This is a genomic window from Pseudomonas sp. HN8-3 (assembly GCF_020790195.1).
GTDB classification, from domain to species: Bacteria; Pseudomonadota; Gammaproteobacteria; order Pseudomonadales; family Pseudomonadaceae; genus Aquipseudomonas; species Aquipseudomonas synxantha_A.
Map to the genome: position 1 here is coordinate 264,318 of NZ_CP086206.1, position 12,439 is coordinate 276,756.

Annotated in this window: 11 protein-coding genes; 10 read left to right on the top strand and 1 reads right to left on the bottom strand. The window is 60.2% G+C overall.

The features are described 5' to 3' along the window. Positions 1-168: 168 nt before the first annotated feature. The 7 genes from LJX92_RS01155 to LJX92_RS01185 all read left to right on the top strand — a co-directional run bounded on the left by LJX92_RS01155 (position 169) and on the right by LJX92_RS01185 (position 5,792). Positions 169-750 (top strand): alpha/beta hydrolase, encoded by a 582-nt coding sequence (locus LJX92_RS01155; protein WP_032878440.1) that lies wholly within the window; start codon positions 169-171, stop codon positions 748-750. Between the two features lie 48 nt (positions 751-798). Continuing rightward, entirely contained in the window at positions 799-1,725 is a 927-nt protein-coding gene (locus tag LJX92_RS01160; RefSeq protein ID WP_032878439.1) for a sigma 54-interacting transcriptional regulator, read from the top strand. 109 nt (positions 1,726-1,834) lie between these two features. Next, the gene (locus LJX92_RS01165; RefSeq protein WP_032878438.1) at positions 1,835-2,617 is read left to right on the top strand and encodes a MetQ/NlpA family ABC transporter substrate-binding protein; all 783 of its coding nucleotides are present in this window, start codon (positions 1,835-1,837) and stop codon (positions 2,615-2,617) included. A gap of 251 nt (positions 2,618-2,868) precedes the next feature. After that, on the top strand, positions 2,869-3,534 hold the full coding sequence (locus LJX92_RS01170) for an amino acid ABC transporter permease (protein WP_005783759.1): 666 nt from the start codon (positions 2,869-2,871) through the stop codon (positions 3,532-3,534). After that, the gene (locus LJX92_RS01175; protein ID WP_078820016.1) at positions 3,515-4,174 is read left to right on the top strand and encodes an amino acid ABC transporter permease; all 660 of its coding nucleotides are present in this window, start codon (positions 3,515-3,517) and stop codon (positions 4,172-4,174) included. Before LJX92_RS01170 ends, LJX92_RS01175 begins: the two co-directional genes overlap by 20 nt. Continuing rightward, positions 4,171-4,947: an amino acid ABC transporter ATP-binding protein gene (locus tag LJX92_RS01180; protein WP_228309219.1), complete on the top strand. Its 777-nt coding sequence runs from the start codon at positions 4,171-4,173 to the stop codon at positions 4,945-4,947. The genes LJX92_RS01175 and LJX92_RS01180 overlap by 4 nt, the downstream gene beginning before the upstream one ends. Further along, positions 4,944-5,792 carry a transporter substrate-binding domain-containing protein gene (locus LJX92_RS01185; RefSeq protein ID WP_228309220.1) on the top strand — a complete coding sequence of 283 codons (849 nt, stop codon included), beginning with the start codon at positions 4,944-4,946 and terminating at the stop codon, positions 5,790-5,792. Before LJX92_RS01180 ends, LJX92_RS01185 begins: the two co-directional genes overlap by 4 nt. 145 nt (positions 5,793-5,937) lie before the next feature. Here the strand turns inward: LJX92_RS01185 and LJX92_RS01190 are convergent, their stop codons facing one another. Continuing rightward, positions 5,938-7,098: an AAA family ATPase gene (locus LJX92_RS01190; protein ID WP_228309221.1), complete on the bottom strand. Its 1,161-nt coding sequence runs from the start codon at positions 7,096-7,098 to the stop codon at positions 5,938-5,940. A gap of 121 nt (positions 7,099-7,219) precedes the next feature. On the opposite strand from LJX92_RS01190, the gene LJX92_RS01195 reads away from it, so the two are divergent. Genes LJX92_RS01195 through LJX92_RS01205 form a run of 3 tightly spaced genes read left to right on the top strand, consistent with a single transcriptional unit; the run spans position 7,220 to position 12,431 of the window. Beyond that, positions 7,220-8,302, top strand: coding sequence for an efflux RND transporter periplasmic adaptor subunit (locus LJX92_RS01195; protein ID WP_032878433.1), 1,083 nt, complete (start codon positions 7,220-7,222; stop codon positions 8,300-8,302). Next, entirely contained in the window at positions 8,299-9,369 is a 1,071-nt protein-coding gene (locus LJX92_RS01200) for an efflux RND transporter periplasmic adaptor subunit (protein ID WP_032878432.1), read from the top strand. The genes LJX92_RS01195 and LJX92_RS01200 overlap by 4 nt, the downstream gene beginning before the upstream one ends. Then, positions 9,366-12,431: an efflux RND transporter permease subunit gene (locus LJX92_RS01205; protein WP_032878431.1), complete on the top strand. Its 3,066-nt coding sequence runs from the start codon at positions 9,366-9,368 to the stop codon at positions 12,429-12,431. Before LJX92_RS01200 ends, LJX92_RS01205 begins: the two co-directional genes overlap by 4 nt. Positions 12,432-12,439: the final 8 nt, after the last annotated feature.

The following is a 12,439-nucleotide window of genomic DNA, read 5'->3' on the forward strand; positions in this document are numbered from 1 at the left end:
GTCGGGGGGCACAATGGTTGGGTTTCCAGGAATGTGGAAGGGAGTGGGATTCGAATAAATGATGTGATGAGTTTTTGGTTATTAATAAATTCCTTTTTATTCCTTATTTGATTGTTGGGGCGCCCCTATACTGGTCAGCAACGTTAAAAGCTGCAGGAGGGCACACCCATGCACAGCGAGTCGATTCGTTATCTGATCGTGCCGGGCTGGCAAGGATCGCCAGAAGATCATTGGCAAACCCATTGGCAGCACAGCCTGCCCAACAGCGCTCGCGTGGAGCAGGCCGATTGGCTGACGCCGCGTCGAGAGGATTGGGTAGCTGCACTGGCTGAGGCGATTGCCGCCGACAGCACGCCGGTAATCCTGATTGCCCATAGCCTGGGATGCATCACCGTGGCTCATTGGGCGGCCACTGCCCCCGTGCATTTCTTGCGTCAGGTTCGCGGCGCCTTGCTGGTAGCCCCAGCCGATGTCGAGCGCGCAGCCTGTGCCCCCGCCCTGCGTAACTTCGCACCAATTCCCACCGACCTGCTGCCGTTTCCCAGCCAGGTGGTCAGCTCCGACAACGATAGCGCCGTCAGCGCGCCCCGGGCTCTGGAGTTGGCGCGTCAATGGGGGGCCGAAGCCGGCATTTTGTCCGGCGCCGGGCATATCAATGTGAAGTCCGGCCACCGCCGCTGGGAGCAGGGTTTCGCCTATCTCTATCGCCTGCAGAGCCGCCTCGAGCACCATGCTCGGCGTAGTGCCTGATATTTTTTCAACGCCCCGTCCCTGAGTGGATTGGGGCGGGAGCCTGCCATGAGTTTGCATGAAACCTACGGCCAGCCTTTGCTGACCTTTCCCGATGCCGAAAAGAGCCCACTGAGCATCCGCGCCAAGGCGTTGGTGTTCGTCGACCCACGCTCACGCCAACTGCGTGAAGAATTGGAAAGCCTTGCGCCGCGCGCCTTACCCGTATTGATCCGCGGTGAAACCGGCAGTGGTAAAGAACTGCTGGCGCGACACATCCACCGTGGCAGTGACCGTACTGGCCTGTTTGTCTCGGTCAACTGTGGCGCCATCAGTCCTACCTATGCGGATGCCGAGTTGTTTGGCTATGCCGCCGGCAGCCACAGCGGCGCAGCGAGCAGTCGGGCTGGCTGGTTTGGCTCTGCCAACGGCGGCACCTTGTACCTGGATGAGATTGGTGACTTGCCGTTGCCGATCCAGGTGAAATTGCTCGCGGCCCTGGAAAATCATGAGGTCACCCGCGTCGGTGCCCATCAACCCAGCCCGGTAGACGTACGTCTGGTGGCCGCTACCAGCATCGACCTGGCCCAGGCTGTGGCCGTTGGCAAGTTTCACGAGCGCCTGTTTCATTACTTGAGCGAAGGCCGGCTGGACCTGCCGGCGTTGCGCGAGCGGGTGGGGGATATTTTGTCTCTGGCCGAGTATTTCCTCGGCATCTACAGCCAGCGCCTGGACCTGCCGGTGCCGCTTATCAGCGACGCCGCTCAACAGGTACTGGAGCGTCACACCTGGCCGGGCAATACCCGCGAACTGGAAAACGTCATTCACTTTGCCTTGCTGGTGAGCAGTGGCGATGAAATCTTGCCCGAGCATTTGAACCTGCCGGTGGCAGGTTCGCCGCTGGAGCAAGTGCGACGAATTTTTGCCAGCGCCAGTGCGACCGAGCGCGAATCGCTGCGTACCTTCCTGTATGAACAAAATGGAATATCAACGTGAATAAAAGATATTGTTCGGGAATAAAAAATCTAGGTATTGTCCTTCCTACGCCGCGATAGCATTTCGCTGGCACCTCACATAAAAAATGGTCGTTAGAAAAGGACACTGCATGAAAAAGGTTCTGTTGTTTACCGCCCTGGCGGCTGCCCTGACTGCCGGCTTCGCCCAGGCCAACGAAAAGCTGGTGGTAGCGGCCACGCCGATTCCGCACGCTGAGATCCTGGAGTTGATCAAGCCGACCCTGGCCAAGGAAGGCGTGGACCTGCAGATCAAAGTCTTCACCGATTACGTGCAGCCAAACGTGCAAGTCGCTGAGAAGCGCTTGGACGCCAACTACTTCCAGACCCTGCCGTACCTGGAAAACTTCAACAAGGGCAAGGGCACCAACCTGGTCACGGTAGTCGGTGTGCATGTTGAACCCATCGGCGGCTACTCGAAAAAGATCAAGAAAATTGAAGATCTGAAAGACGGCGCGACCGTGGCCATCCCGAACGAAGGCTCCAACAGTGGACGCGCCCTGTTGCTACTGCAGAAGAACGGGCTGATCACCCTGAAAGACCCGACCAACGCGTTGTCCACGCCAAAAGACATCAAGGACAACCCGAAAAACCTCAAATTCAAAGAGCTGGAATCGGCCCTGCTGCCACGCGTGCTGGATCAGGTTGATCTGGATGTGATCAACACCAACTACGCCCTGGAAGCCGGTTTGAACCCGGCCAAGGACGCGTTGATCATCGAAGATGCCAAATCCCCTTACGTGAACTTCCTGGTAGCACGTCCGGACAACAAGGACAGCGACGCTATCCAGAAACTGTCCAAGGCCCTGACCAGCCCGGAAGTCAAAGCTTTCATCGAGAAGAAGTACAACGGCGCAGTCGTGCCGGCGTTCTGATGTAACTCAAAACCCCCTTCAAGGTTTCAACGCCGACGGCTACTACAGCGTCGGCGTTTTTTTTGTGGGAGGGGGCTTGCCCCTCCCACATTGATCGCCCTGGTGAAGGTTAGTTTTTTGGGTGATATCAATATGCTATTTCGGTATTTAAATTTTGCTTTTTATACCTTTAAAGTTCGCGCTACCCGACGTTATCCACGCCGGAACGGATTGCGCTCGCAGCATTACCCATGCGGCGATATGGACTGCACATGACCTTCGATTTCGCTTTTATCCTCAGCACCTTGCCGGCGTTCCTGCAAGCGGTGGGCGTAACCCTGCAAGTGGGCCTGATCGCCATCGGCACCTCCTTGCTGGTGGCGCTGATCAATGCAGCCTTGTTGGTGTTTCGCACGCCGTACCTGTCACGGCTGGTAGCGCTGTATGTGGAGCTGGCGCGGAACACGCCGCTGTTGATCCAACTGTTTTTCGTCTACTTCGCACTGCCGGCCCTGGGTTTGAATATCTCCGGGTTCTGGGCGGCAATCATCACCATGACCTTTCTCGGCGGCGCCTACCTCACTGAAGTGTTGCGCGCCGGTGTGGAAGCGGTGCCGCTGGCGCAGATCGAGTCGGGCAAGTCCATTGGCCTGTCCGACTGGCAGCTGTTGCGCCATGTGATTCTGCCCCAGGCCGGCATCCTCAGCCTGCCGGCGTTGTTCGCCAATTTCATCTTTCTGCTCAAGGAAACCACGGTGGTTTCCGCGGTGGCGGTGCCGGAGATTCTCTACACCACCAAGAGCTACATCGCCCTCTACTACAAGACCTACGAGATGCTCGCCGTGCTGACGCTGATTTGCGTGCTGCTGTTTTTGCCGTTGTCGTTGCTGCTCAGCCGTTTGGAAAGGAGGCTCCAGCATGGCCAGTTCGGGTCTTGAGTTGCTGTGGGTGTCGTTGCCACAACTGGGCAAAGGCGCTGCGCAAACCCTGTCGATTTCGTTTTTGAGCATCGCTTTCAGTACGGTCGGCGGCGTGCTGTATGGCGTGCTGCGCACCTTGAATAACAAGGTGATCAACGGTGTGCTGCGCATCTACCTGGAGCTGTTCCGGGCGATTCCGGTGCTGGTGTGGTTGTACCTGCTGTTTTTCGGCCTGCCGATTTTCTTTGGTGTGAGCCTGCCGAGCTTCTGGTGCGCGGTGCTGGTGTTGTCGCTATGGGGCGCCAGCGAAGTCGGCGAGGTGGTGCGCGGTGCATTGCATTCGCTGCCGCGTGGCCAGCGTGAAGCGGGCTTGTCGATTGGCCTGTCCGACCCGCAGTTGTACGGCTACGTGCTGCTGCCCCAGGCCCTTAAACGCATGACGCCGCCGACCATCAACGTCTACACGCGCATCATCAAGACCAGTTCCCTTGCGGTGCTGATTGGCGTGGTGGATGTGATCAAGGTCGGCCAGCAAATCATCGAGCGTACCTACGAGTCGGTATTGATCTACGGCGCGCTGTTCCTGTTTTTCTTCTTTATCTGCTACCCGTTGTCGGCCGCCTCCAAGGTGCTGGAACGGCGCTGGGCCCACGCATGAGCGCATTGATCGAGTTCCAGGGTTTCAACAAATTCTTTGGCCAGGCACAGGTGCTCAAGGGCATCGACTTGAGCGTGCAAAGCGGCGAGGTGGTGGTGATCCTCGGCCCCAGCGGCTGTGGCAAAAGCACCTTGCTGCGCTGCCTCAATGGGCTGGAAGTCGCGCACAGCGGCAGCCTGCGGTTTGCAGGCGTTGAGCTGCTGGATAAAAACACCGACTGGCGCCAGGTGCGCCAGGACATCGGCATGGTGTTCCAGAGCTACCACCTGTTCCCGCACATGAGCGTGCTCGACAACATCCTGCTCGGCCCGCTGAAAGTGCAAAGGCGTGACCCCCGCGAGGCTCGTGAGCAGGCGCAAAAACTGCTGGAGCGCGTGGGCCTGGCCGACAAGCGCGACGCGTTCCCGCGCCAGCTCTCCGGCGGCCAGCAGCAACGCATCGCCATCGTGCGTTCGTTGTGCATGAACCCCCAGGTCATGCTCTTTGATGAGGTCACGGCGGCCCTTGACCCGGAGATGGTCAAGGAAGTGCTGGAAGTGATCCAGGGCCTGGCCCGCGATGGCATGACCCTGCTGATCGTCACCCACGAAATGGCCTTCGCCCGCGCCGTCGCTGACCGCGTGGTGTTCATGGAGGCCGGTCGCATCCTCGAACACAACACCCCCGAGGCATTCTTTACGAACCCGCAGACCGCACGCGCGCAGCAGTTCCTGGAGAAGTTCTCCTTCGTTTCAACACTGCCCAAAAAGATCAAGGAACTGGAGCTGATATGAAAAAGTTACTGCTGCCACTGTTTGCCGTCGCCTTGCTGGCCGGCTGCGATAAAAAGGCCGAAGAGCCGGTAAAACCCGCGGCTGTCAGCTACATCGACAAAATAAAAGCGCGGGACAAGCTGATCGTTGGCGTCTTCACGGACAAGCCACCGTTTGGCTTTGTCGACGAGGCTGGCCGCTACGTCGGCTTCGATACTGACATTGGCCGTCAATTCGCCAAGGACCTGTTGGGCGACGAAAACAAGGTGGAGTTTGTCGCCGTTGAGCCCGCCAGCCGCATTCCATTTTTGCAAAGCGACAAGGTCGACTTGATCCTCGCCAACATGACCGTGACGCCTGAACGCAAGGAAGCGGTGGACTTCACCAACCCCAACCTGAAAGTCGCGGTCCAGGCCCTGGTGCCCAACGACAGTGCGGTGAAAAGCCTGGATGACCTGGCGACTCGCACCATTATCGTGACCACCGGCACCACCGCCGACATCTGGCTGACCAAAAACCACCCGGACTGGAAGCTGCTCAAGTTCGAAAAAAATTCCGAGTCGCTGCAAGCGCTGTCGGCAGGGCGTGGTGATGCCTATGCGCAAGACAACCTGGTGCTGTTCAGCTGGGCCAAGCAAAACCCGGGCTACCGTGTGCTGGAAGAAAAGCTGGGTGATGAAGCACCGATTGCTCCGGCGGTGAAGAAGGGCAATACCGAACTGCGCGACTGGGTGAATGCCGAGCTGGCGAAGCTGGGCGAGGAGAAGTTTCTGCTCAAGCTCTATGACCAATATGTGCGCAAAGAACTGAGCGATGACACCAAGCCTGAAAGTGTGATTGTTGAAGGTGGGAAGTGGCAGGGCTGAAACCTGACTTTTTGTGTTGGCTGCACCGGCCTCATCGGGAGCAAGCCCCCTCCCACACTGGATCGGGTTCACACATTCCGATGTGTGAATACAGGTCAAAATGTGGGACGGGGCTTGCTCCCGATGAGGCCGGTACAGTCACCACCTACTCCGGCCAATGCCAGGCCGGCCCATCCAGAATCCCTTGCCCCACGATCCGCGTTTCCCCCAACACCTTCTCCAGCACAATCGAATTGCACCCCTCATCCTGCTGCAACGCCGCAATCAAGCGGCTGGCATGGGACACCACCCACACCTGGCACTGCTTCGACGCCTGGATAATCAAGCGCGCCAATGCCGGCAACAGGTCCGGGTGCAGGCTGGTCTCCGGCTCGTTCAGCACCATCATGGTCGGTGGCCGTGGCGTCAGCAGTGCGGCGATCAGCAACAAGTAGCGCAGGGTGCCGTCTGACAGTTCCGCCGCCGACAACGGCCGCAGCAAGCCTTCCTGATAGAACTCAATGGCAAAGCGTCCGCCTTGCAACGGTTCAATGTTCAGGCGCGCCCCCGGGAATGCATCGCTTACGGCACGTTGCAGCGCCTCGGGGTCGCCGATCTCGCGGATAGTCTGCAACGCGGCCGCCAAATCGCGGCCATCCTGGTGCAACACCGGCGTACGCGTACCCAACTGGGGCTGGCGCACTGGTGCGTCCACGTCGCTGCGAAAGTGATCATAAAAGCGCCAGCCACGAATGCTTTCACGCAACAGCAGTACCTCCGGCGAGCCGCGCAGGCTGCCGACCTGATCGAACAGGCTGTGGTAGTTCGGTGTGTGCTGCGCCAGTACATCCCAGGCACGGCCTTCGCGGGCACGCACCATGGCACCTGAGCGCTGCACCAACAGGCTGGCCGGGCGGTAGATGTGGCCGGCCCAGATGCATTCCTTCTTCACTTCGGGGTCGAGGCTGAAGAACGACGAGGTTTTTTCCGGCAATCCCAGAGAGATTGCGTAGCTGAAATCTTCGGCGGCAAACCCCAGGCGCAGGCGTTTGACGCCTTGGCGCACATTGGATTCGATCGGTACTTCACCAGTGCGCATACGCCGGCTGATAGTTTCCGGCCCGGCCCAGAAGGTCGAATCCAGCCCGCCTTCACGGGCCAGGGCATTGATCACCCCGCCTTGGGCAGTTTCGGCCAGCAGGCGCAACGCGCGGTACAAGTTGGATTTGCCGCTGCCATTGGGCCCGGTGATCAGGTTCAAGCGGTCCAACGGGACTACCAATTTATTGATCGAGCGGTAATTGGCCACCGCGAGGGTTTTCAGCATATGCATTTAATCGGCTGGGGAACCATTGGAGTATGGGATCCTCCATGCAGATAAGGAACCCTGTTCTAAGCTCACAGTCGCATACACACTTGTACGTGAGCATCACGCAAAAGGAGCCTGCATGGGCGGTCGCGCTTCGACATTAATTTTCAGCCTTGGCCTCCTGGCGCTGCTGAGCGGCTGTGGCCAAGACAAAGCCGAGCCCAAGCAGCATTCACGGGTATTTGTGCAAACCGTGCAGCCGGCGGATTTTGCCGCGGCGGTCACGCTGACGGGCGATATCCAGGCGCGGGTGCAGACCGATTTGTCCTTTCGCGTGGGTGGCAAGATCATTCAGCGTATGGTGGACGTGGGCGACCGAGTAACGGCCAAGCAAGTACTGGCCAAGCTTGACCCCAAGGACCTGCAAACCAACGTCGATTCCGCCCAGGCCCAGGTTGTGGCCGAACAGGCGCGGGTCAAGCAGACCGCCGCCGCCTTCGTGCGCCAGGAAAAACTCTTGCCCAAGGGCTACACCAGTCGCAGCGAATACGACGCCGCTCAGGCCGCGTTGCGCAGCAGCCAAAGTGCCCTTGCCGCCGCGCAGGCGCAATTGGCCAACGCCCGTGAGCAACTTGGCTACACGGCGCTGGTCGCCGATGCACCGGGGATCATCACGGCGCGCCAGGCCGAAGTCGGCCAAGTGGTACAAGCCACCGTACCGATCTTCAGCCTGGCCAGTGATGGCGAACGTGACGCGGTGTTCAACGTGTATGAATCCCTGCTGGTGGAGCCGCCGCCGGATGCGCCGATTACCGTCAGCCTGCTGGACAACCCGAGCATCAAAGCCGTGGGCAAGGTGCGGGAAGTGACCCCGGCAGTGGCGGCCAATACCGGCACCATACAAGTGAAGATCGCCCTGCAAAACCTGCCTAAAGGCATGGAGCTGGGTTCGGTGGTGAGCGCCACCGCCAACGGCCCGGCCAAGGCCAGCATCGAATTACCCTGGGCGGCCTTGACCAAAGACCTCAGCGAGCCTGCCGTATGGCTGGTGGATGCCGACGGCAAGGCGCAGCTGCACAAGGTCAAGGTGGCCCGTTACCTCACCGGCAAGGTGATTATTGGCGAGGGCCTTAAAGGCGGCGAAAAAGTCGTAGTGGCCGGTGGGCAATTGCTGCACCCCGGCATGGTGGTCGAGATCGCCCAGCAAGGAGCCCAGCCATGAAGCAACTGACGGTTATCGTCGCCGCCAGCCTGTTGCTGATGGCTTGCTCCAAGGAAGAGGCGCCGCCTGAACCTGTGCGCCCGGTGTTGTCCATGCAAGTGAAGGCTGAAGATCAGGAAAACCTCGGCCGCTTCGCCGGCACTATCCAGGCCCGCTACGAAAGCAACCTGGGTTTCCGGGTGTCGGGCCGCATCGCCCGTCGCGCCGTCGACGTGGGCGCCGAGGTGGAGAAGGGGGCCTTGCTTGCCGTGCTCGACCCCACCGACCAGCAGAACCAACTGCGTGCTGCCCAGGGCGACCTCGCCCGCGTGCAGGCACAGTTCATCAATGCCCAGGCCAATGCCCGTCGCCAGCAGGAACTGTTCAACCGGGGCGTCGGCGCCCAGGCTCAGTTGGATGTGGCGCAGACTGACCTGAAAACCACCCAGGCCACCCTTGATCAGGCCCGCGCCTCGGTCAATCAAGCCAAGGACCAGCTCAATTACGCCGAACTGCACACCGACCACGCCGGTATCGTCACCGCCTGGAATGCCGAGGCTGGCCAGGTAGTCAGCGCGGGGCAGCAGGTGGTGACCCTGGCTCGCCCGGACATCAAGGAGGCGGTGATCGACCTGCCTGCCGGCCTGGCCGAGCGCCTGCCGACGGATGTGGTGTTTCTGGTCGCCGGGCAACTGGACCCCAGCGTGCATACCACCGCCATCGTGCGCGAGATCGAACCCCAGGCCCAAAGTGCCACGCGCACCCGCCGCGCACGTCTGAGCCTGACCGACACTCCCGCCGCGTTCCGCCTGGGCACCGCCATCAGCGTGACCTTGAGCAGCGCCATTACGCCGCGTATCGAATTGCCCTTGAGCGCCTTGCAGGACGTCGACGGCAAGACGCGCATCTGGCTGCTTGATACCCAGAGCCAGACCGTGCAGCCACGCGACGTCAGTGTGGTCAGCCGGGATGCTGACAGCGCCTTGGTCAATGGCGGCATCAAAGCCGGTGAACGCATCGTCACCGCCGGCGTGAACAGCCTGAAACCCGGGCAAAAAGTCAAAATCGACGAGGACAGCCCGCGATGAAAGGGAGCTTCAACTTATCCGACTGGGCACTCAAGCATCAGTCCTTCGTCTGGTACCTGATGTTCGTCGCGCTGCTGATGGGCGTGTTCTCGTATATGAACCTGGGCCGCGAGGAAGACCCCTCATTCACCATCAAGACCATGGTGATCCAGACCCGCTGGCCGGGCGCTACCCAGGAGGAAACCCTCAAGCAGGTCACCGATCGCATCGAGAAAAAACTCGAAGAGCTCGACTCCCTAGACTACGTGAAAAGTTATACGCGACCGGGTGAGTCCACGGTGTTCGTGTTCCTCAAGGACACCACCAGCGCCAAGGCCATTCCGGAGATCTGGTACCAGGTTCGCAAGAAGATCGATGATATTCGCGGCACCTTCCCCCAGGGCCTGCAGGGGCCGTCGTTCAACGATGAGTTCGGTGATGTGTTCGGCTCGGTGTACGCCTTTACTGGCGACGGCTTGTCGATGCGCCAGTTGCGCGACTACGTGGAGCAGGTGCGCGCCGAAATCCGCTCGGTGCCGGGGCTGGGCAAGGTCGAGATGATCGGCCAGCAGGACGAAGTGATCTACCTGAACTTCTCCACGCGCAAACTGGCGGCGTTGGGCATTGATCAGCGCCAGGTCGTGCAAAGCCTGCAATCGCAGAATGCGGTAACGCCCGCCGGGGTGATCGAGGCCGGGCCGGAGCGGATTTCGGTGCGCACCTCCGGGCAGTTCGCTTCGGAGAAAGACCTGGCCAACGTCAACCTGCGCCTCAATGACCGCTTCTATCGGCTGGCGGATATCGCTGACATCAGTCGCGGTTACGTCGACCCGGCAAGGCCGATGTTCCGTTTCAATGGCAAGCCGGCGATTGGCTTGGCGATCGCCATGCAAAAGGGCGGCAATATCCAGTCGTTCGGCAAGGCGCTGCACGGGCGCATGGATGAGCTGACTGCCGACCTGCCGGTGGGCGTCGGTGTGCACAAGGTGTCTGACCAGGCCGAAGTGGTGGAAGAGGCCGTCGGCGGCTTTACCAGCGCGTTGTTCGAAGCCGTGATTATCGTGCTGGTGGTGAGCTTTATCAGCCTCGGTATGCGCGCTGGGCTGGTGGTGGCGTGCTCGATTCCGTTGGTGCTGGCGCTGGTGTTCGTGTTTATGGAATACAGCGGCATCACCATGCAGCGGGTATCGTTGGGTGCGTTGATCATTGCACTCGGCTTGTTGGTGGACGATGCGATGATCACCGTGGAGATGATGATCACGCGCCTGGAAAAAGGCGAAACCAAGGAGCAGGCCGCCACCTACGCCTACACCTCAACAGCGTTCCCGATGCTCACCGGTACGCTGGTGACCGTGGCCGGTTTCGTGCCGATTGGCCTCAATGCCAGTTCGGCGGGCGAGTACACCTTTACTCTGTTCGCGGTGATTGCCGTGGCGATGTTGGTGTCGTGGGTGGTGGCGGTACTGTTTGCGCCGGTGATCGGCGTGCATATTCTCAGCGCCAATGTGAAGCCGCATAACGCCGAGCCTGGGCGCATCGGCCGCGCGTTCAATGGCGGTATGCTCTGGGCCATGCGCAACCGCTGGTGGGCCATCGGTATCACTGTGGCGCTGTTTGCGGCCTCGGTGTTTTCCATGCAGTTTGTGCAGAACCAGTTTTTCCCGTCATCGGATCGCCCGGAAATCCTGGTTGATCTGAACCTGCCGCAAAACGCCTCGATCAACGAGACGCGCAAGGCGGTTGACCGCCTCGAAGCGATCATCAAGGACGACCCGGACATTTCTCGCTGGAGCACCTACATCGGCCAGGGCGCGATCCGTTTCTACCTGCCGCTGGACCAACAACTGGAGAACCCGTACTACGCGCAGTTGGTGATCGTCAGCAAGGGCCTGGAAGAGCGCAGCGCCTTGATTGCGCGATTGCAGAAACGCCTGCGCGATGATTTTGTCGGTATCGGCAGCTATGTGCAGCCGCTGGAAATGGGCCCGCCGGTCGGGCGGCCGATCCAGTACCGCGTCTCCGGTAAAGACACCGACCAGGTGCGCAAGCACGCCATCGAACTGGCGACCTTGCTGGACCAGAACACCCACTTGGGCGAGATCATCTACGACTGGAACGAGCCGGGCAAAGTGCTACGCGTCGACATCGCCCAGGACAAGGCGCGGCAACTGGGGCTGTCGTCGGAAGACGTGGCGCAGTTGATGAACAGCGTGGTCAGCGGCGCGGCGGTGACTCAGGTGCACGACGATATCTACCTGATCAACGTGGTCGGTCGCGCCGAAGATGCCGAGCGCGGCACGCCGGAAACCTTGCAGAACCTGCAGATCGTTACGCCCAACGGTACCTCGATCCCGTTGCTCGCGTTTGCCACGGTGCGTTACGAGTTGGAGCAGCCGCTGGTGTGGCGTCGTGACCGCAAGCCGACGATTACCATCAAGGCCGCGGTGCGCGATGAGATGCAGCCGACCGACCTGGTCAAGCAACTGGCGCCGACCATCCAGAAATTCAGTGACGGCCTGCCGGTGGGCTACAAAGTCGCCACCGGCGGCACCGTGGAAGAAAGCGGCAAGGCCCAGGGCCCGATTGCCAGTGTGGTGCCGTTGATGCTGTTCCTGATGGCCACGTTCCTGATGATCCAGTTGCACAGCGTGCAGAAAATGTTCCTGGTGGCCAGCGTTGCACCGCTGGGGCTGATCGGCGTGGTGCTGGCGTTGATCCCCACCGGTACGCCGATGGGGTTTGTGGCGATCCTGGGGATCCTGGCGCTGATCGGTATCATCATCCGCAACTCGGTGATCCTGGTCACACAGATTCATGAGTATGAAGTGGCGGGCTATACGCCGTGGGATGCGGTGGTGGAAGCGACCGAACACCGGCGTCGGCCGATTCTGCTTACGGCGGCAGCGGCGAGCCTGGGCATGATCCCGATTGCCCGGGAAGTGTTCTGGGGGCCGATGGCCTACGCGATGATTGGCGGGATTATCATCGCCACGTTGCTGACGCTGCTGTTTTTGCCGGCGCTGTATGTGGCCTGGTACAAAATCCGCGAACCCAAACAAGAGCATCAGGAACAGCGCGGTTAAAAATGTGG

Excerpts from the sequence above, each read along its gene's own strand:
- LJX92_RS01155 (WP_032878440.1), top strand. The coding sequence starts at position 169 with ATGCACAGCGAGTCGATTCGTTATCTGATCGTGCCGGGCTGGCAAGGA.
- LJX92_RS01160 (WP_032878439.1), top strand. The coding sequence starts at position 799 with ATGAGTTTGCATGAAACCTACGGCCAGCCTTTGCTGACCTTTCCCGAT.
- LJX92_RS01165 (WP_032878438.1), top strand. The coding sequence starts at position 1,835 with ATGAAAAAGGTTCTGTTGTTTACCGCCCTGGCGGCTGCCCTGACTGCC.
- LJX92_RS01170 (WP_005783759.1), top strand. The coding sequence starts at position 2,869 with ATGACCTTCGATTTCGCTTTTATCCTCAGCACCTTGCCGGCGTTCCTG.
- LJX92_RS01175 (WP_078820016.1), top strand. The coding sequence starts at position 3,515 with ATGGCCAGTTCGGGTCTTGAGTTGCTGTGGGTGTCGTTGCCACAACTG.
- LJX92_RS01180 (WP_228309219.1), top strand. The coding sequence starts at position 4,171 with ATGAGCGCATTGATCGAGTTCCAGGGTTTCAACAAATTCTTTGGCCAG.
- LJX92_RS01185 (WP_228309220.1), top strand. The coding sequence starts at position 4,944 with ATGAAAAAGTTACTGCTGCCACTGTTTGCCGTCGCCTTGCTGGCCGGC.
- LJX92_RS01190 (WP_228309221.1), bottom strand. The coding sequence starts at position 7,098 with ATGCTGAAAACCCTCGCGGTGGCCAATTACCGCTCGATCAATAAATTG.
- LJX92_RS01195 (WP_032878433.1), top strand. The coding sequence starts at position 7,220 with ATGGGCGGTCGCGCTTCGACATTAATTTTCAGCCTTGGCCTCCTGGCG.
- LJX92_RS01200 (WP_032878432.1), top strand. The coding sequence starts at position 8,299 with ATGAAGCAACTGACGGTTATCGTCGCCGCCAGCCTGTTGCTGATGGCT.
- LJX92_RS01205 (WP_032878431.1), top strand. The coding sequence starts at position 9,366 with ATGAAAGGGAGCTTCAACTTATCCGACTGGGCACTCAAGCATCAGTCC.